This is a genomic window from Mesorhizobium carmichaelinearum (assembly GCF_900199455.1).
Classification (GTDB): domain Bacteria; phylum Pseudomonadota; class Alphaproteobacteria; order Rhizobiales; family Rhizobiaceae; genus Mesorhizobium; species Mesorhizobium carmichaelinearum.
In genome coordinates this window covers 168,463-187,498 of the sequence record NZ_FZQR01000011.1, presented here as the reverse complement: position 1 = coordinate 187,498, position 19,036 = coordinate 168,463, and the positions used below count along the sequence as shown (strand labels likewise).

The following is a 19,036-nucleotide window of genomic DNA, read 5'->3' as shown; positions in this document are numbered from 1 at the left end:
GTCATGGGGGAGAATTGGCTAGTCATCTGGCTCTACACGCCGCCCCTGAAACCCGCTAAACCTCACCCCATGAACCAGCACGCCAAGCTCCGCATCGGCCATTCGGCCTGTCCTCATGATTGCCCGTCGACCTGTGCGCTCGAGGTCGAACTGCTCGATGGCAACCGCATCGGCCGCGTTCATGGCGCCAAGGCCAACACCTACACATCGGGCGTGGTCTGCGCCAAAGTCGCTCGCTATGCCGACCGCGTCCACCATCCCGACCGGCTGCTCAAGCCGCTGATCCGCGCTGGCGCCAAGGGCGACGGCGCCTGGAAGGAAGCGAGCTGGGAGGCCGCGCTCGACCTCGTCGCCGAAAAGTTCGTCGCTGCCGAGGCGAAATACGGCTCGGAGACGGTCTGGCCCTATTACTATGCCGGCACGATGGGGCTGGTGCAGCGCGACGGCATCGAGCGGCTGCGCCACGCCAAAAAATATTCGGGCTTCTTCGGGTCGATCTGCACCAATCTCGCCTGGACCGGCTGGATGATGGGGGCGGGCGCCTTGCGTGGGCCCGACCCGCGCGAAATGGCGAAATCCGACTGCGTGGTGATCTGGGGCACCAATGCCGTGGTCACGCAGGTCAATGTGATGACCCATGCCATCAAGGCGCGCAAGGAGCGTGGCGCCAAAGTCGTCGTCATCGACGTCTATGAAAACGCGACGATGAAGCAGGCCGACATGGGCCTGGTGCTGAAGCCCGGCACCGACGGCGCACTGGCTTGTGCGGTCATGCATGTGCTGTTCAGGGAAGGCATGGCCGACCGCGCCTATCTCTCGAAATACACTGACGATCCCGCCGGGCTGGAAGCGCATCTGAAGACGCGTACGCCGGAATGGGCCGCCGCGATTACCGGCCTTGGCGTCGCTGAAATCGAGGCCTTCGCGCGACTGGTTGGCACAACCAAGAAAACCTATTTCCGCCTCGGCTACGGCTTTGCCCGCCAGCGCAACGGCGCCGTCAACATGCATGCCGCGTCCTGCATCGCCGCGGTCACCGGCAGCTGGCAGTATGAGGGCGGCGGCGCCTTCCATTCCAATTCCGGCATCTTCAAGCTCAACCAGGAGGTGCTGGAAGGCTCGAGGATGCGCGATCCCTCAATCCGCTATCTCGACCATTCGCGTATCGGCCCGGTGCTGACCGGCGCCGGCGATGCACTCTATGGCGGGCCGCCGGTGACGGCGATGCTGATCCAGAACACCAATCCAGTGAATGTTGCGCCCGAGCAGCGGCTGGTGAAGCAGGGTTTTCTGCGCGACGATCTGTTCACTTGCGTGCACGAGCAGTTCATGACCGACACGGCCAAACTTGCCGATGTCGTGCTGCCGGCGACGATGTTTCTCGAGCACGATGACGTCTACAAGGGCGGCGGCAACCAGCACATTACGCTCGGACCGAAGCTGATCGAGCCGCCGGAAGGGCCGCGCACCAACCATTTCGTCATCGAACAGCTGGCCGAACGCCTGGGGGTCGCCGACCGCCCGGGTTTTGGCCTGACCGAGCAGCAGCATATCGACATCATTCTCGGCAAGCGCGGGCTGGGCAGCTTCGACAGCTTGAAAGAGCAAAAATGGCTCGATCTGCAGCCGGATTTCGAGACCGCGCATTTCATCAAGGGCTTTGGCCATGCGGATGGAAAATTCCGCTTCCGCGCCGACTGGACCGGCCAGGCGGCGCCCAACCGGCCGCCGAAGAGCATGGGCCTGTTCGGACCGGTAGAACGGCTGCCGGAATTTCCCGACCATGTCGACCTGATCGAGGTGGCCGACGAGGCGCATCCGTTCCGGCTGACAACCTCGCCGGCGCGCAATTTCCTCAACTCGACCTTTGCCGAAACACCGGTGTCGAAGGAAAAGGAAGGCAGGCCGGCACTGCTCCTGCATCCCGACGATGCGGCTGACCTTGGGCTTGTCGATGGCGACCGTGTCGAGGTCGGCAACCAGCGCGGCGACCTGGTGCTGCACGCGAAATTCTTCGACGGCATCAAGCGCGGCGTGGTGATCGCCGAAGGCATCTGGCCCAACAGCGCGCATGAGCGCGGCGAGGGCATCAACGTGCTGACCGGCGCCGACGCACCGGCGCCCTATGGCGGCGCTGCCTTCCACGACAACAAGGTCTGGCTGCGCAAGGCAAGTTGAGCCGGGCGAAGCGCCGGGGTCGACTATACCGGCAGGATTTCGGCCGCCTTTTTCCTGTTCAGCCGGTGCCGGATGTCGTCGGCAATCGCCTGGGCTTCGATGCCGATTTCGCGCAGCAATCCGGTGACCGCATTGTGGAAACCGATGAGGTAGAGGCCGAGATCCGAGGCTTTAGGGGTAACGCCGCTGCGGTCCGGCTGGATACTGGGCTCGAGAAATTTGGCATAGCCCGGCCGGTAGCCGGTGGCGAAGATGATCGCGTCGAATTCGTTGTGTTTGCCGTCGGCAAAACGGGCGCCGCGTTCCGAGATTTCGGCGATATCGGGGGCAACCTTGATCGCGCCTTCGCGGATCTTGCCGATTGTGCCCACGTCGATCACCGGAATGCGCGACGCAATCGCGATCTGCTCCAGCAGCCCCTGTCCCGGCCGTCTGAGCCCGTATTTTTCCAGCCTGCCCAGCACCAGGTCGAGAATGATCGGGAAAAGAAAATCGTTGAGGCGTTGCGGCCCCAGGCGCGCCGCCATGCCGACCATCTGGATGGGCACGCCGAACAGTTCGCGCGGCACGATATGAACGCCCCCGCGCACCGAAATCGTCGGCTGTGCGCCGTTTTCCGCCAGATCGAGCGCAATCTCCGCGCCGGTGTTGCCCATGCCGACGACCAGCACCGACTGGCCGGTGAAAGGCGTGGCATTGTGATAATCGGCGCTGTGCAATGTCTTGCCCGTGAAGCTGTCGATCCCAGCAAACCCGGGCTGCAACGGCTCGGCATTGTAGCCTGACGCGATCACCACATGTTTGGCGCGCAACGGGCCGGATGTCGCGTCCACGCGCCAGCCGTGACCCGCCCGGGTGATCGCTTTGACCGTTTCTTCGAAGCGGGGCTTGAGGTCGAAGCGTTGCGCATAGGCGTCGAGATAGTCGACGAAGAGATCGCGCGGCACGTAACGCGGATAGTGCTTCGGGAAGGGCACGAAGGGCAGGGACGAATAGCGCTTGGTCGTATGCAGGTGGACGCGCTCGTAATGGCGCCGCCAGGCGGGCGCGGCCTGCTGCTCTTTTTCGATGATGATGAAGTCGACGCCGGCCTGCCGCAGGCATGCGGCAACGGCCAGGCCCGCCGGCCCGGCACCGATGATCGCTACTGATGTGGTGTCGTCCAAGCGTGCCTCCCAGCTCAAGTCGCGTCCGACGAATGTCGAAAAGCATGGCAGGGCCGGACAGCAACCTGCCTGCCGGCAAGCCTCAATCCGCCAACGGCACCGTCAGCCCCACCTTGACACGGTCCATGGCGACGAAGGTGCGAAACTTCCGGACATTGTTGCTGCCGAAGAACAGTTTTCGCGTCAGCGCCTCATAGGCACCCATGTCGGCCACCGTGATGACGAGGATGAAGTCGGCTTCGCCGGTGACGTAATAGCATTGCTGCACCTCCGGCGTTTCCGAGAATTGCCGTTTGGCCGCGTCGATCAGCTCGGTGCGTTCGCTTTCCAACTCCACTTCGACGAAGATGGTGATGGGTTGGCCGACCGCCGTGGGTTCGATGATTGCGACATTGCTTGCGATGACGCCGGTCTGTTCCATCCGCTTGATGCGGCGCTGCACCGCCGGCGCCGACAGGTTCACCGCTTCGCCGATCAGGCGCTGCGGCGTCGTGTTGTCCCGCTGCAGAATGGCAAGGATGGCGAGATCGAAACTGTCGAGTGAGGCTGGCGATGGAGGCAATGGCGGTATCCCGGTGAAACAAACTTGCATTTCGGAGGCCCAATTACAGCGCTCTTTGCGCCTGTCCTGCAATATGGTCTCGCTGACTGCCAAGGAGGCCGCCAGTGTTCCTGCTCAACAGCAATGCCTTGTACGGCAAGCCGCTTGATGCGGCCGATGCCGAAACCCTCGGGATTGCTGGTGCTGACACGGTCGAGCGCTTTCTTGCCCATCGTGACAATCACGTGGTGACGCCGCTGCACGCCCTGCCGGCGCTGGCAAGCGAACTCGGCCTCGCTCAGCTGCATGTCAAGGATGAGGGCTTTCGTCTCGGCCTTGGCAGCTTCAAGGCGCTGGGCGGCGCCTATGCTGTCTTCCGCCTGGTGCTGGAGGAGGCAGGCAAGTGGCTTGGCCGCCCCGTCGATGTCGAGGATCTCGATCGGCCCGATGTCCGCTCGGTCGCCGCAAAGATGACATTTGCCTGCGCCACCGACGGCAATCATGGCCGTTCCGTTGCGCAAGGCGCCGAACTTGCCGGCGCCAGGGCCGTGATCTTTGTCCATGCCGGTGTCAGCGACGAGCGGATCTCGGCAATCGCCCGCTATGGCGCGGAGATGGTCCGCGTCGACGGCAATTATGACGATTCGGTCAGGCAAGCCGCCAAGGTCGCGGCCGAGAAAGGCTGGACCGTGGTGTCGGATACGTCATGGCCGGGCTATGAGCGCATTCCCGGCCTCGTCATGCAGGGCTATACGGCGATCGTGCGCGAAGCGCTGCGCCAGCTCAGCGAACCGCCGACCCATGTCTTCGTGCAGGCAGGCGTCGGCGGCATTGCCGCGGCGGTGGCCGGCCATCTCGCCATCGTGCTCGGCGACGCCAGGCCAACCTTCATTGTCGTCGAGCCGGCACGCGCGGCCTGCATTGTCGCGGCTGCCCAGGCAGGTCGTGTGGTCAAGGTCGCGCACGACCGGCCGACTGTCATGGCCATGCTTGAGTGCTATGAGGCGTCACAGGTCGCCTGGCGCGTGCTGGCGCGCGCCGCCGACGCCTTCATGACCGTGGACGAGGACGAAGCCATCGCGGTGATGCGACGCTTGGCACGGCCGGCCGGCCGCGATCCGGTGATCGTCGCCGGCGAAAGCGGCGGCGTCGGCCTTGCCGGACTGCTCTGCGCCATGGCCGAAAACAAGACCGATCTCGGCCTCGACGGCAGATCCCGCGTGCTGGTGATCAACACCGAAGGCGCCACCGACCCGCATCGCTATGCCGAGCTGGTCGGGATGAGCCCGGCCGATGTGCTGACCGGCAAGCTCGCTGCCGAGGCAACATCATGATCGCGGTCGATGCACAGCGTCTGCTTGGCCGCATCCGTGAACTCGGCGCCGTCGGCCGCGATGGCGAGGGCAGGCTGATCCGGCTGGCGGCGTCCGACACCGACAAACAGGGCCGCGATCTCTTCGTCGGCTGGCTGCGGCAGGCCGGGCTCGATGTCGCCATCGACCGCATCGGCAACATTTTCGGCATCTGGCAAAGTGCCGACAATGCAGGCAAAGCACCGGTGCTGCTCGGCTCGCATATCGACACGGTCATCGACGCCGGCATCTACGACGGCTGCTACGGCGTGCTTGCCGGGCTGGAGGTGATCGAGACGCTGAAGGCGTCCGGCCTTTCGCCGTCGCGCCCGCTCGCCGTCGCGGCCTTCACCAATGAGGAAGGCGTACGCTTCTCCCCCGACATGATGGGGTCGCTGGTGCATGCCGGCGGCGTCGATGTCGAAGCGGCACTCGCCGCTGTCGGCACCGACGGCAGCACGCTCGGGCAGGAACTCGCCCGCATCGGCTATGCGGGCGAGCGCGAACCCGGTTTTCTCAAGCCGCACATCTATGTCGAACTGCATATCGAACAGGGGCCGGTTCTGGAGCGCGAATGCATCCCGATCGGCGCGGTTGAGAACCTGCAAGGCATCTCCTGGCAGCGCATCACCCTCGATGGTGTCGCCAACCATGCCGGCACCACGCCGATGTCGATGCGCTGCGACGCCGGATATGCCGCGGCACGCGTGGTCACCTTCCTGCACGACCGGGCGGCGGCGTCGAATTCGCCAACGGTTGTCACCGTCGGCACGATGCGCTTCGAGCCGAACGCCATCAACGTCATTCCATCGCGCGCCGTCTTCACCGTCGATCTGCGCGATCCCGACGAGCAGCGCCTGCAGGCGCAAGAGGCGGCGCTGGCCGCCTTTTTGGAACAGCTCGTTGCCGAGGGCATCACCGTGACGGTCGAAAGGCTGGCGCGCTTCGAGCCGGTTGTCTTCGACGGCCGAGTCGTCGAGCTGATCGAGGCCGCGGTCAGGAAGCGCGGGCTCGCCTCGCGGCGCATGACCTCGGGCGCCGGCCATGACGCGCAGATGATCGCGCGCATCGCACCGGCGGCGATGATCTTCGTGCCGAGCGCCGGAGGCATCAGCCACAGTCCGCACGAGCATACCGAAGATGCCGAGCTTGTTGCCGGCGCCAACATCCTGCTTGATGTGGTTGCGGAACTCGCCGAACTCAAGGGCTGAATACATGGCTGAACTCGATCCGGAAACATTGAAGCGCGAGATGACCGCTTGGCGGCGCGACCTGCACGCACACCCCGAATTCGGCTTCGAGGAGAAACGCACTGCCGCCTTCGTCGCGACCAAGCTGCGCGAATTCGGTCTGGACGATGTCGCGGAGGGTGTCGGCGGCACCGGTGTCGTCGGCACGCTGAAGCGCGGCACCGGCAACCGCGCCATTGCGCTGCGGGCCGATATGGATGCGCTGCGCATCGCAGAACAATCGACCGCGTCCTATCGCTCCGGCAATCCCGGCGTGATGCATGCCTGCGGCCATGACGGCCACACCGCCATGCTGCTTGGCGCGGCGAAGCTGCTGGCCGGCGAGGGCGGTTTCGACGGCACCGTGCGCTTCATCTTCCAGCCGGCCGAGGAGTGGGGCAGGGGCGCGCTGGCCATGCTCGACGATGGCCTGATGCAGCGCTTCCCCTTCGACGAGATCTTTGGGCTGCACAACATGCCCGGCCTGCCTGTCGGGCATTTCGAGACCCGCGCCGGCCCGATAATGTCGGCCGAAGATAATTTCGAGATCGTGCTCAGAGGGCTCGGCGGCCACGCGGCGCGGCCACATTCGGGCAACGAGACGCTGGTCGCCGCCTGCGCGCTGGTCACCAATCTGCAGACCATCGTGTCGCGCCGGCTGAGCCCGGCCGACATAGGGGTGGTTTCGGTGACCGAGCTGATCACCGACGGCACCCGCAATGCATTACCCGGTCTTGCCCGCATCCTTGGCGATGCGCGCAGCTTCCGCCCCGAGGTCAGCACTGAGATCGAACGCCAGATGCGCATCATCGCCGAGGGCACCGCTGCCGCCTACAACGTTGCCGCCGAGGTGAACTACAGCAGAGAATTTGTGCCTTTGCGCAACGATGCCGAACTGGTCGACGCCGCCTTCGCCGCCGCCAGGAGCGTTTTCGAACCCGGCAACATCGCGGTCGCCCGCGAGCCGATGACGGCGTCGGAGGATTTCGCTCGTTTCCTCGATCACGTGCCGGGCTGCTTCGTCTTCCTCGGCAATGGCGAGGCCACGGCGCCGCTGCACAATTCCAGCTACGACTTCAATGATGACGGACTGGTGTTCGGCACGAATTTCCATGTCGCCATCGCCAGGCAACGGCTTGGGGTTTGACAACCCTGTCGGCGCTTTTACGGGGGAAAACGCCCGGAAAAGGCCGAAATCCGCGATCCCGGATGACGCAGCGGCAAGACTCAGCTAGCCTATGTTGTGCGGCGGACCTGATTTATCCGCTTGGCCGGCGCCTTCTCCTCCCAAGCGGCGCCGGCCTTCTTCGTTGCGGCGCTTGGCTGCTAAATTAGAATCCATTAAATTTAGAATATTCGCACTTGCCGGAAGTTAGGGTCTTGCTGGCATAGAAGCCGCCGGTCTTTGGGGTGGTTACGGAAGACGGATGCACGGGCGAAGCTGGATAAAGGCGTTACGTCAGGATGAGGCGCGGCAGGTGCGTGCGCGCATCGCTGAACTCGAAAGAAACCTGACGGCTGCGTCCCCATCCAGGGGCCGTCAGCAGCGACAGGAAGCCGGGCACGAGTTGCGCAATGCCAAGTTCCGGCTCGAGCGCCTTGAGGAGTGCATCGGGGCAATGCAATGAGATTCGGACAACAACCTCGTTGCACCACCTTACTTGCCCACAGTCCCTGCGTTCATGACAGGATTGCCGGCGTAGGAGCTTTGTTCGGCACCAGGAGCCTTGGTCGGTGGCAGTTTGTTGTCGCAGGCCGAGACAGCCAAAGCCACCAGAACGAGGCTTAATCCTAGCTTTTTCATCGCTACCGCCTCCAATCTCACAACGAGCCTCCATCTCAAAACGAGGCGATGTTGGTTTGGTTGCGAACCAGCGTTGAGGGGAACAAAATGCCGTGCCTTCGGTTGATCTCTATTAGAGGAGACCGCAGCATGATCCGTTTGCTTCTGGTAAGCACCTTTGCCTTTCTCACCTACCGCCTCGCGCGCAGGATGATCGATGACGTGCCCGGCGACATCGATCCGCTGTTGCTGCCCGCATCGAGGAGTGACCGCGACGCTCTACGCCGCCAGTCGGCGGCCATGGGTGTCGATCCCCGGCGCTAATTCGTCGTGCCGCTTCTTTGTTGCGAACAAAGCGGAAACGATGCTTGATGGGCGATGAACCTCGCCGCCCATGATTCGACCTTTGTGGAATCGACTGCCCAGCCCGCCTATCTCGCGCGGCTGAATGACGCCCAACGTCAGGCCGTCGAGCATGGCGACGGCAGGATCGCCGGTCCCTTGCTGGTCATTGCCGGCGCCGGCTCGGGCAAGACCAACACGCTGGCACATCGCGTCGCTCATTTGATCGTCAAGGGCGCCGACCCGCGCCGCATCCTGCTAATGACCTTTTCGCGGCGCGCCGCCTCCGAAATGGCCAAGCGCGTCGAGCGCATCGCCGGCGAGGTGCTCGGCCGTGACGCCGCGGTCATCACCGATGCGCTGACCTGGGCCGGCACCTTTCACGGCATCGGTGCGCGGCTGTTGCGCGACTATGCGCTGGAGATCGGCCTCGATCCGGCCTTCACCATCCATGACCGCGAGGATTCGGCCGACCTGATGAATCTCGTGCGCCACGAACTCGGCTTCTCCAAGACGGAGGCGCGCTTTCCGACCAAAGGCACCTGCCTTGCCATCTATTCGCGCGCCGTCAACGCGCAGGCGCCGCTCGGCGAAGTGCTGGGGTCGGCCTTTCCCTGGTGCGCCGGCTGGGCCGATCAGCTCAAGCTGTTGTTCGCCGGCTATGTCGAGGCCAAGCAGGCGCAGAACGTACTCGATTACGACGATCTGCTGCTCTACTGGGCGCAGATGGCGGCCGAGCCGGAAATCGCGGCGCATCTTGGCGGGCGTTTCGACCACGTGCTGGTCGACGAATACCAGGACACCAACCGGCTGCAGGCCTCGATCCTGATGGCGCTGAAACCCGACGGCGCCGGGCTGACGGTGGTCGGGGACGATGCGCAGTCGATCTATTCGTTCCGCGCCGCCGAGGTGCGCAACATCCTCGATTTTCCCCGGCAGTTCGCGCAGGCCGCCGATGTAGTCATGCTTGAGCGCAATTACCGCTCGACCGAGACCATTCTGGCTGCCGCCAATGCGGTGATCTGCGAGGCCTCGGAGCGTTTTACCAAGAACCTGTGGTCGGAACGTAAATCCACCGACAAGCCAAGGCTGGTCACCGTCCGCGACGAGGTCGAGCAGGCCAACTTTGTCTGCGATACGATCCTTGCCGAGCGCGAGGCCGGCACGGCGCTGAAATCGCAGGCGGTGCTGTTTCGAGCCTCACACCACAGCGGGCCGCTGGAGATCGAGCTGACGCGGCGCAACATTCCCTTCGTCAAATTCGGCGGGCTGAAATTTCTCGATGCGGCCCATGTCAAGGACGTGCTGGCGGTGCTGCGTTTTGCCGAAAATCCGCGCGACCGCGTCGCCGGTTTCCGCGTCCTGCAGCTCATGCCGGGCATTGGCCCCTCGGCGGCAGGACAGATTGTCGAGACGATGACATCGGCGCTGGACGAGGCGATGGGGCTGGCTGGCTGGCGGCCGCCGCAGCGCGCGGCCGATGACTGGCCGGGCTTCGTCTCGCTCTATTCCGGCCTGCGGGCTGGTGCCAAATGGCCGGCCGACCTCGAACAGGTCAGGCTGTGGTACGAGCCGCATCTGGAGCGCATCCACGAGGACACGATCACCCGCCGCGCCGACCTGTTGCAGCTCGAGCAGATCGGGTCGGGTTATGCCTCGCGCGAACGGTTCCTGACCGAGCTGACGCTTGATCCGCCGGACGCAACCAGCGACCAGGCCGGACCGCCGCATCGCGACGAGGATTATCTGATCCTGTCGACCATCCATTCGGCCAAGGGCCAGGAGTGGAAGAATGTCTTCGTGCTCAACACGGTCGATGGCTGCATCCCGGCCGATCTCGGCGTCGGCACCAAGGAGGATATCGAGGAGGAGCGCCGGCTGCTCTACGTGGCGATGACGCGGGCCAAGGACAATCTCAATCTGGTTATGCCGCAGCGCTTCTTTCCGCACGGCCAGGCGGCGCGCGGCGACCGCCACCTCTATGCCTCGCGCACCCGCTTCATCCCGGCCTCGATCCTCGGCGCGTTCCAGCAGATGTCGTGGCCGAGTGCGCAAGCCGCGCAGGGCAGGGCGCCCCGGCCGGACGTGCGCGTCGATATCGGCGCGCGCATGCGCGGCATGTGGAAATAGCCGACGCCATGCCGATCAGGATCGCCATCGCCGGGGCGCTGGGCCGCATGGGCCGCCAGATGGCGGAGGCCGTGCAGGCCGATCCGCGGCTGGCGCTTGCCGCATGCTTCCACCGGCCTGGCAACGTCGGCGACGGGCTGGTGAGCCGCGACGAGGCGCTTGCCTTGGCCGATGTAGTGATCGATTTCACCACACCGGCCGCCTCCGCCGATCTGGCAAGGGTTTGCGCAAACCGGGGCGGTCCAGCTTTGGTGATTGGCTCGACGGGTTTCGATGCCGCCGAACTGGCGGCAATCGCCAACGCCGCGAAAACGATTCCCATCGTCCGCTCCGGCAGTTTTTCGCTCGGGCTCAACATGCTGGTCGGGCTGGTCGAGCAGGCGGCGAGGGCACTCGCTGCCGAAGATTGGGATGCAGAGATTTTCGAGGCGCATCATCGCCACAAGATCGACGCGCCGTCGGGCACCGCGCTGATGCTGGGCCAGGCCGTTGCCGGTGGACGCGGCGTTGAACTGGACACGGTCGCAAGGCGCGTCCGCGACGGCGTCACCGGCGCGCGTCTCGCCGGCGAGATCGGTTTTGCGGTAACGCGCGGCGGCAGCATCATCGGCGAACACAGCGTAAGCTTCTGCACAGAGGGCGAAACCGTCACCTTGTCGCATGCCGCCGGCGACCGCATCATGTTCGCCCGTGGCGCCATTGCCGCGGCACTCTGCGTGTCGGGACGCTCGCCCGGCGAATACGATATGCGCGACGTGCTTGGGTTGAACGATTGATGAGGCGCGCGTCATCTCGGCATGTTGCCCTGTGGCGGCGGGCAAGCCGCAGCTTACCAATCCGTAAGCTTTGATTTTCAGCTTTTCCTTGAAAGCTGGATGAAAGGTTGGTGCCATAACTGTTGATTGGCGCCCCCATATTGTCGTGCAAAAGCGATGGGAGAGAGAGGGGCGCGGGAAACGAACAAAGGGAAGAGGCCATGTCGCTCGCGCGAATTCTGCTTGATTCAGCCGCCACAACCGCACTCGTCGCCACCATGGCCTTGTCAGCGCCATCCGCGCGCGCCGACGAAAAAATCTCCATCATGGTCGGCGGCTACGAAAAACAGATCTATCTGCCCGCCAAGCTGACCGAAGCGCTCGGCTACTTCAAGGATGAGGGTCTCGACGTCGAATTGCTGAACGAACCGGCCGGCGTCGATGCCGAAAACGAGATGCTGGCCGGTGCCGTGCAGGGGGTTGTCGGCTTCTACGATCACTGCATCGATCTGCAGGCAAAAGGCAAGTTCGTCGAATCCATCGTCCAGTTCAGCCAGGCGCCGGGCGAGGTCGAGCTGGTTTCGACGAAACATCCGGAGATCAAATCACCCGCCGACTTCAAGGGAAAGAGCCTGGGCGTGACCGGTCTGGGCTCATCGACGAATTTTCTTACGGAATATCTCGCCGTCAAGAACGGCTTGAAGCTCGGGGATTTCACTTCGGTTCCGGTTGGCGCCGGCACCACCTTCATCGCCGCCATGCAGCAGGACAAGATCCAGGCCGGCATGACGACCGAGCCGACGATCACCCGGCTGCTAAAAACCGGCGAAGCGACCGTTCTTATCGACATGCGCACAATGGAGGGCACCAAGGCTGCGCTCGGCGGCACTTACCCGGCCGCCTCCCTCTATATGCAGACCGATTGGGTCGAAGCGCACAAGGACACCGTGCAGAAGCTGGCCAATGCCTTCGTCAAGACACAGAAGTTCATCAACACGCATAGCGGCGCCGAGATCGCCGACAAAATGCCGAAGGACTACTATGTCGGCGACAAGGAAGGCTACGTGAAGGCCCTCGATGCCGGTAAGGCAATGTTCACCCCCGACGGAATAATGCCGGAAGGGGGCCCGGAGACGGTGCTGACGGTCCTTTCAGCCTTCAAGAAGGAACTGCAGGGCAAGCAGATCGACCTCTCTAAGACCTACACCTCGGAATTCGTCAAGAACGCCAAGTAGCAGACCGTGCCGGCGCGATGAAGGCATCGCGCCGGCAATCGTCAGTTTCTTAACGTCCGGCGGCTCTGGCCGACGGCGGGCGTTCGCTCGAACCGGAGTTTCATCATGGCCCCTGAAAAGACCACACCAGCGATTGAGCTGATCAACGTCAGCCGTCGCTTCCTCTCGCCCACCGGCAAATCGCTGACCGCGCTACGCGATTTCACCATGACCGTCGAGCGCGGCGAATTCGTCGCCGTCGTCGGCCCGACCGGTTGCGGTAAATCCACCACTCTCAACCTGGTCACTGGATTGGCAAGCCCAAGTGCCGGCGAGGTTCGTGTCATGGGCGCGCCGGTCAAGGGGATAGACCCGCGCATCGGCTTTGTCTTCCAGAGCGATGCTTTGTTCCCCTGGCGAACCGTGATCGAGAACGTGATGGCCGGCCCGCTGTTTCGCGGCCGAGCCAAGGCCGATGCCACGGCCGCGGCACGCGACTGGCTGGCGCGCGTCGGCCTGTCGCGTTTCGAGCAGCACTATCCGCACCAGCTCTCCGGCGGCATGCGCAAGCGCGTGGCGCTGGCACAGACCTTCATAAACGGCCCGGAGATCCTTCTGATGGACGAGCCGTTTTCAGCGCTTGACGTGCAGACGCGCGTGCTGATGCACGAGGAATTGCTGCGCCTGTGGTCGCAGGCAAAGGCTTCTGTGGTCTTCGTCACGCATGACCTCGAAGAGGCAATCGCGCTCGCAGACAAGGTCTATGTCCTGACCGCCGGGCCGGCCACGGTAAAGTCGGTCTACACGATCGACCTGCCGCGCCCGCGCGTGGTCGCCGATATCCGCTATGAGCAGAGCTTCATCAATTACTCGCGCACGATCTGGGCCGACCTCAAGGAAGAGGTCGAGACCAGCTATGCGCGTGCGGCAGCCTGAGGAGGAAAGCCATGACCGATGCCGCCATCGACATCAGAGCAGGGGCCTTCAAGCCTGGTACATCAGACGCCGAAATCGAAGCGGCCGCGGCAAAGGCATTGCAGCATCGCCGCCGCACCGTGATGTTCTGGCGGGTCGCCATCCTCGTTGCCTTTCTCGGCCTTTGGGAAGTCGCCGCGCGCGAGGCCTGGATCGATCCGTTCTTCTACGCAATGCCGAGCGCGATCGCGCAGCGGCTCTATGAATGGACGACGGAAGGAACGTCCGAGGGGCCGCTCTGGTATCATCTCTATGTCACCATGGAGGAGTCGGTCATCGGCTTCGCGACCGGCTCGGTCGCCGGTATCATCATCGGTGTCGCGCTCGGTCGCAACCGGATGGCTGCCGACATTTTCTCGATCTACATCAAGGTCATCAATTCCATTCCGCGTGTGGTTCTGGCGCCGATCTTCATCATGATCCTCGGCCTCGGCCTCGCCTCGAAAGTGGCGCTTGCCTTCGTGATGGTTTTCTTTGTCGTCTTCCACAATGCCTTCCAGGGCGTGCGGGAGGCCGACAGGGCAATGATCGCCAATGCCCGCATCCTCGGCGCATCCAACTGGCAACTGACCCGCTCGGTGATCGTCCCGTCGGCGATGAGCTGGATCTTCGCCAGCCTGCATGTCAGCTTCGGCTTTGCCATCATCGGCGCGATCGTCGGCGAGTTCGTCGGCGCGCGCTTCGGCATCGGCCTGCTGATCAACATCGCCAAAGGGTCCTTCGACGCCGCCGGCATGTATGCCGCGATCGTCATCGTCATGGTGGTGGCGCTCGGCGCCGAATATCTGATGACGATGGTCGAGAACCGCCTCGCAAAATGGCGCCCCCAGCCATTGCACGAGACGCAGTGAGCGGCGACATAATTCAGCTGCCTGCCAGCGGCAGCCTTACCTCGACCACCAGACCGCCGGCCGCGCCATCCCGCAGGGTGACGCGGCCGGCGGCATTTTCGACGACCTCGCGCACGATGGCGAGCCCCAGCCCGCTGCCTTCCTCGGTCGAACCAGCGATGCGGTAGAAGCGCTCGAACACATGGTCTCTTTCGTCCACAGGGATGCCTGGACCGTCGTCGGAGACCGTCAGCACGGCGTCGCCAGCGACGGCTGCCAACCTCACCGTGACGCTGCCACCTGATGAGGAGTAGCGCAGCGCATTGTCGACGAGATTGACGATCATCTCGCGCAGCATGGTGCCGTCGCCGATGACGGGCACAGGGCCAGTCTCCTCAAGGCCGAGATCGATGTTGCGGCTGATTGCCAGCGGCGCTTGCGCCTCCAGCACGTGTCGGGCCGCTTCGGTCAGGTCGATGCGGTCGGCGCGCGGCCGCCGGCTGCCCGGTTCCGCCCGTGACAGGGTGAGCAATTGTTCGGCCAACCGCGCCAGCTTGCCGGAGCTTGCCTGCAGCGCCACCAGCGCCTCCTGGCGCGCGTCGGGGACAGTTTCACGCAGTGCATAGCTTGCCTGTGTCGACAGCAACGCCAGCGGCGTGCGCAACTGGTGCGCGGCATTGGCGATGAAGCGGCGCTGCGCCGACATCTGCGCCCGCACGCGCTCCATATAGACGTTGAGCGCATCGATCAGCGGGCGGATCTCGCTTTGCGCACCCGGCACCTCGACCGGGTCGAGATCGCTGCGGCTGGGCGAACGCACCGCGTCGCGCAGCCGGATCAACGGCGCAAGGCCACGATGCAGGCCGAGCAGAACGAACAAGCCGGCAATCGCCACCAGTGCCAGCTGCTGGGCAAAGGCGCCAAACCAGAGACGCCGGACCATGGCATCGTGTCCGGCAAGAGTGACGCCAACGGTAACTGATATCGGCGAGTCGTCTCCGGCGCCGACCACCGTATGGCTGTAAGTAAGCAATCTCAGCAGATGGTCCCGATAGCTTGCCTCGGTGCCGGGATACTTCACCGCCTCCGGCAGGTCGGGATAGCCGGTCAGCAGCCGCCCTCCACGGGCCTTGACATGGTAGTAGACGCTGTCGCGGTCGCCGGTGTCGAACATCTCGAGCGCCGCCGGCGGTATCGTGGCGTCGAGCACGCCGTCAGTCACGGCGACACGTTCGGCAATAGCCCGCGCCGAACCCATCAGCATGCGATCGGTGACGAGATCCGCGGTCGCCAGCGCGTTGCGGTGGCTAGTCCACAGATTGATGGTGACGAGCCCAACGAGCGGCAAGATCACCCAAGCCAGCAGTTGCAAGCGGAGACTGTTAATCCTCATGGCGCAAGAGATAGCCGAGGCCACGCAAGGTGGCGATCTGGACCCGCGACCCCTCGAGCTTCTTGCGCACACGGTGCACATAGATCTCGATGGCGCTGGGATCGGCGTCGGTCTCGAAGTCGTAGATCGCCGCCGAAAGCGCCGCCTTGCTCACCGTGCGTCCGGCCTTGACCATCAATTGCTCCAGCACCGCATGTTCGCGCGGCGTCAATGCCAGCGTCTCACCGGCGAGCGAAAACAGCCTTGTGTTGGTGTCGAAGACGAGGTCGCCGCAGGCAACGACAGGTGCGGTGCGGTCATTGGCGCGTCGCAGCTGCGCCCGGATACGGGCCTCGAGCTCCTCGATCTGGAATGGCTTGGCCAGATAGTCGTCGGCGCCTTCATTAAGGCCCTTGACCCGACCGTCGAGGCTGGCATTGGCGGTCAGCACGATCACCGGCACCCGGTTACCGCGCGCGCGCAGCATGCGCAGCACCTCCAGGCCGCTCATGCGCGGCAGCGCCAGATCGAGGATGACAAGCGCGTGGTCGCCCGCCGCCAACGCATGCTCGACATCCTCGCCGTCATGGACGATGTCGACGACATAATTTGCCTGGCGCAAGGTCTTGCCCAACCAGTCGGCCAGTTCGTGATTGTCCTCAACAAGCAGCAGTCGCATATCTATGGCAGTCCGGATCCCATTTCCCAGCGGATCGCCTTGGGCTTGATCGGCCGCGGCACCCCTGATCTCTGTTGAATGAGCGACAGTATCGATCCCAACGCAAGACAAATGCGATCTTGGCTAGCTGCAAGAGCAGATCCTTACAGGTTCAGATCGGCCAATTTTCCCTATAAATCGAACCGAACGGTTCGGTTCTGATCGACAGATTGTATCGCAAACAGTGAACAATGGCCTCCAAAAGCACGCCGGTTTCGTTGGAGGCGATGATCTTAATAGGCTGAAATTGCTTCATAAATCGTATCGAGATTGCTGCGATGCAGCATGCATTGTCTATAATATAAGCAAATTCTCCAAAGCCGACGCGGGTGGAAATCCCAAAAAGCATTCCCTACTTCGGGGTGATCCGAGCGACGCGAAATTCCTCCCAAGGGCACGCCACCAGACGGACAGAAAAGACAATTACTGGAGTACTTAAAATGACCAAGATCGCTCTCACCGCCGCCGCCATCCTTGTTGCCACCGGCACCGCTTTTGCCGGCAGCGATAACTACGGTTCCAGCAATGTCAACCAGCCGGTTGCCGGCCAGTCGTCCGCCAACGTCGACACCACGCATACCGGTTCGATCGCGAAGTCTGTAAAGGCACAGGGCGACGCCAATGCCAACGTACCGGCTCAGTCGGGCCAGGGCATCTGGGGCCGTTAATTCCTTCAATCCCCGGAAGACGACAAAGAGCGGTGGGCTTGGCCCGCCGCTCTTGTTTTTGTGCACAGTGACAGATGTCAGCCGGTCGGGTTTGCAACTTACCGCCTGGCACATCGAACGACGTAGTTCGCCCAGGTGTTTCACGCGGGTGTGCTGATCGGAAATCGAACCGGTCGGTTCAAGTTATGTTGACGGACCGTGAGCGGATGATGGATGCCGGCTGGGTGAATCGCCGCATCGTCCGATGGGCGTTTCCATATAACCGTATGATATTAATAAATAAATAGCTTTTTGCCTGACCTTCTGGCCGAAGTTCAAGGTCTGAATTCGGCGCGTGATGGAACATCTTCGTGATTGGAAGTCGACGAACGAAAAACCCACTTCCAACCTGTCCGAGCGACGCGAAATTCCTCCCAAGGGCACGCCACTAGACGGACTGAACAGAGAAATACTGGAGTACTTAAAATGACCAAGATCGCACTTACCGCTGCTGCCATCCTCGTTGCCACCGGCAGCGCCTTCGCCAGCAGCGACCACTATGGCTCGGACAACGTCAACCAGCCAGCCGTGACCACGCATACGAGCAATATCGACCACAGCTACACGGCTTCGACCCGCAAGCCGGTCGAGCACCACGGCTTCAAGCTGACGCCCGATTCGGTCCAGCCGGAATCCGGCCAGGGCATCTGGGGCAACTAAGCCAGCGCTCAAGCAGGCCTCGATGACAAAGGGCGGTGGGCTTGGCCCGCCGCCCTTGTTTTTTGAGCAACATGATATGCATCGATTTGACTGGCTGGTCTCCGCAACCGGCAGAAAAGGCTTCCACCTCCAGGAATAAAACCGGATGGCCTCGGGTCTTATCCTCAGCGGAACCGTCCTCCCAAGACGCCGCCAAACGGAAGAACCAGGAGATTGAAATGAACAAGATCGCTATCGCTATCGCCGCTATCCTGCTTGCAACCGGCGGCGCCTTCGCCGGCAGTGACCATTATGGCACCGACAATACCAGCCAGCCGGTTGCTTCGGTCGCCGGCGTCGATCACGCCGTCACCGGCGCGGTCAAGAACATGAACATGGCCGGGCACAAGGCAGCCGATACCAGGATGAAGACCAGCACCGACTGGCCGGAACCCGGCCAGGGTATTTGGGGGAACTAACGTTTCCAGCGGGCGTGCGGCGGGCTCGGCCTGCCGCTGCCCGGCATTGGACTTCTAGCTCAAGTCCTTAGGCCGCAGGCAATGCGTCAGCCGCCCGGACGAAAGGCCAGACCAGTCGCCATCGAAGACGAAGCGCGCGAGGGCTGCGGTCGGAAACTTTTCCTCGAGCCTCTTGCGAGTTTTGGTCTCCGAGCCTGACCCGGCAAGCTGTTTCGCCAGATCCTCCAGGCCCGGATTATGGCCGACCACCGCCAAGCAAGCGCTCGACGGCTCGACTTTGTGAATCTGGCTCAGAATATCCGCCGCCGAAGCGTCGTAGAGCGCATCGACAAACGCGACCCGGGGATGCATCGGCAGTTCTGCGGCGACCAGCCGCCAGGTGTCGCGGGTGCGCAGCGCCGACGACACCAGCACCTGATCCGGCAGCCAATCGCGCGCCGCAAGCTCCCGCCCGATCAATCGGGCCGCGTTCAATCCGCGTTGCGCGAGCGGCCGGTCGAAATCATCGAGAGCAGTATCGTCCCAGCTCGATTTGGCGTGGCGTAGGAGAAGCAGCTGTCTCATCGGCATTGGTCGGGACCAAGGAAACTGTTCAGACGAGTGCGGGCCTTTTGTTTGATCGCCTC

19 protein-coding genes are annotated in these 19,036 nt (G+C 63.2%); 13 read left to right on the top strand and 6 right to left on the bottom strand.

Translation table 11 applies throughout. From position 1 onward, the window contains the following. Positions 1 to 69 precede the first annotated feature (69 nt). A complete protein-coding gene (locus CKW40_RS24815; RefSeq protein WP_095202475.1) occupies positions 70 to 2,178 on the top strand; it encodes a molybdopterin-containing oxidoreductase family protein in 2,109 nt (702 codons plus the stop codon). A 23-nt stretch (positions 2,179 to 2,201) separates the two neighbouring features. On the opposite strand, the gene CKW40_RS24810 is transcribed toward CKW40_RS24815, so the two are convergent. After that, on the bottom strand, positions 2,202 to 3,344 hold the full coding sequence (locus CKW40_RS24810; RefSeq protein WP_095202474.1) for a flavin-containing monooxygenase: 1,143 nt from the start codon (positions 3,342 to 3,344) through the stop codon (positions 2,202 to 2,204). Between the two features lie 82 nt (positions 3,345 to 3,426). Next, a complete protein-coding gene (locus CKW40_RS24805) occupies positions 3,427 to 3,906 on the bottom strand; it encodes an Lrp/AsnC family transcriptional regulator (protein ID WP_095202473.1) in 480 nt (159 codons plus the stop codon). A 104-nt stretch (positions 3,907 to 4,010) separates the two neighbouring features. Between CKW40_RS24805 and CKW40_RS24800 the strand changes: the two genes are divergently transcribed. From CKW40_RS24800 to CKW40_RS24790, 3 genes are read left to right on the top strand one after another with little or no spacing between them, the layout of a single operon-like run. Next, on the top strand, positions 4,011 to 5,219 hold the full coding sequence (locus tag CKW40_RS24800; RefSeq protein ID WP_095202472.1) for a diaminopropionate ammonia-lyase: 1,209 nt from the start codon (positions 4,011 to 4,013) through the stop codon (positions 5,217 to 5,219). Continuing rightward, positions 5,216 to 6,448 carry a Zn-dependent hydrolase gene (locus CKW40_RS24795; RefSeq protein WP_095202471.1) on the top strand — a complete coding sequence of 411 codons (1,233 nt, stop codon included), beginning with the start codon at positions 5,216 to 5,218 and terminating at the stop codon, positions 6,446 to 6,448. Before CKW40_RS24800 ends, CKW40_RS24795 begins: the two co-directional genes overlap by 4 nt. Positions 6,449 to 6,452: 4 nt before the next feature. After that, positions 6,453 to 7,613 (top strand): M20 aminoacylase family protein, encoded by a 1,161-nt coding sequence (locus CKW40_RS24790; RefSeq protein WP_095202470.1) that lies wholly within the window; start codon positions 6,453 to 6,455, stop codon positions 7,611 to 7,613. Between the two features lie 510 nt (positions 7,614 to 8,123). On the opposite strand, the gene CKW40_RS43905 is transcribed toward CKW40_RS24790, so the two are convergent. After that, the gene (locus tag CKW40_RS43905) at positions 8,124 to 8,270 is read right to left on the bottom strand and encodes a hypothetical protein (protein WP_179298099.1); all 147 of its coding nucleotides are present in this window, start codon (positions 8,268 to 8,270) and stop codon (positions 8,124 to 8,126) included. 129 nt (positions 8,271 to 8,399) lie between these two features. Between CKW40_RS43905 and CKW40_RS43900 the strand changes: the two genes are divergently transcribed. The 6 genes from CKW40_RS43900 (at position 8,400) to CKW40_RS24755 (ending at position 14,516) form a co-directional block, all read left to right on the top strand. Further along, positions 8,400 to 8,573 carry a hypothetical protein gene (locus CKW40_RS43900; protein ID WP_095202468.1) on the top strand — a complete coding sequence of 58 codons (174 nt, stop codon included), beginning with the start codon at positions 8,400 to 8,402 and terminating at the stop codon, positions 8,571 to 8,573. A gap of 54 nt (positions 8,574 to 8,627) precedes the next feature. Then, positions 8,628 to 10,721, top strand: coding sequence for an ATP-dependent helicase (locus tag CKW40_RS24775; RefSeq protein ID WP_095202467.1), 2,094 nt, complete (start codon positions 8,628 to 8,630; stop codon positions 10,719 to 10,721). A gap of 8 nt (positions 10,722 to 10,729) precedes the next feature. Next, the gene (gene dapB / locus CKW40_RS24770) at positions 10,730 to 11,497 is read left to right on the top strand and encodes a 4-hydroxy-tetrahydrodipicolinate reductase (protein ID WP_095202466.1); all 768 of its coding nucleotides are present in this window, start codon (positions 10,730 to 10,732) and stop codon (positions 11,495 to 11,497) included. 257 nt (positions 11,498 to 11,754) lie between these two features. Further along, complete coding sequence (locus tag CKW40_RS24765) at positions 11,755 to 12,711, top strand: ABC transporter substrate-binding protein (protein WP_439331007.1); 957 nt, start codon at positions 11,755 to 11,757, stop codon at positions 12,709 to 12,711. Positions 12,712 to 12,816: 105 nt separating this feature from the next. Further along, positions 12,817 to 13,626 (top strand): ABC transporter ATP-binding protein, encoded by an 810-nt coding sequence (locus CKW40_RS24760; protein ID WP_027042092.1) that lies wholly within the window; start codon positions 12,817 to 12,819, stop codon positions 13,624 to 13,626. An 11-nt stretch (positions 13,627 to 13,637) separates the two neighbouring features. Then, positions 13,638 to 14,516: an ABC transporter permease gene (locus tag CKW40_RS24755; protein WP_095202464.1), complete on the top strand. Its 879-nt coding sequence runs from the start codon at positions 13,638 to 13,640 to the stop codon at positions 14,514 to 14,516. 13 nt (positions 14,517 to 14,529) lie between these two features. On the opposite strand, the gene CKW40_RS24750 is transcribed toward CKW40_RS24755, so the two are convergent. Both CKW40_RS24750 and CKW40_RS24745 read right to left on the bottom strand, forming a co-directional pair. Further along, positions 14,530 to 15,888: a sensor histidine kinase gene (locus CKW40_RS24750; protein WP_095202463.1), complete on the bottom strand. Its 1,359-nt coding sequence runs from the start codon at positions 15,886 to 15,888 to the stop codon at positions 14,530 to 14,532. After that, positions 15,878 to 16,546: a response regulator gene (locus CKW40_RS24745; protein ID WP_095202462.1), complete on the bottom strand. Its 669-nt coding sequence runs from the start codon at positions 16,544 to 16,546 to the stop codon at positions 15,878 to 15,880. The genes CKW40_RS24750 and CKW40_RS24745 overlap by 11 nt, the downstream gene beginning before the upstream one ends. Before the next feature lie 479 nt (positions 16,547 to 17,025). Between CKW40_RS24745 and CKW40_RS24735 the strand changes: the two genes are divergently transcribed. The 3 genes from CKW40_RS24735 (at position 17,026) to CKW40_RS24725 (ending at position 18,410) form a co-directional block, all read left to right on the top strand. Continuing rightward, positions 17,026 to 17,253 (top strand): DUF680 domain-containing protein, encoded by a 228-nt coding sequence (locus CKW40_RS24735; protein ID WP_095202460.1) that lies wholly within the window; start codon positions 17,026 to 17,028, stop codon positions 17,251 to 17,253. Between the two features lie 465 nt (positions 17,254 to 17,718). Continuing rightward, positions 17,719 to 17,952: a DUF680 domain-containing protein gene (locus CKW40_RS24730; RefSeq protein WP_095202459.1), complete on the top strand. Its 234-nt coding sequence runs from the start codon at positions 17,719 to 17,721 to the stop codon at positions 17,950 to 17,952. A 218-nt stretch (positions 17,953 to 18,170) separates the two neighbouring features. Further along, positions 18,171 to 18,410, top strand: a complete 240-nt coding sequence (locus CKW40_RS24725; RefSeq protein ID WP_095202458.1) for a DUF680 domain-containing protein — start codon at positions 18,171 to 18,173, stop codon at positions 18,408 to 18,410. 54 nt (positions 18,411 to 18,464) lie between these two features. On the opposite strand, the gene CKW40_RS24720 is transcribed toward CKW40_RS24725, so the two are convergent. Beyond that, entirely contained in the window at positions 18,465 to 18,974 is a 510-nt protein-coding gene (locus CKW40_RS24720) for a SixA phosphatase family protein (RefSeq protein WP_095202566.1), read from the bottom strand. Positions 18,975 to 19,036: the final 62 nt, after the last annotated feature.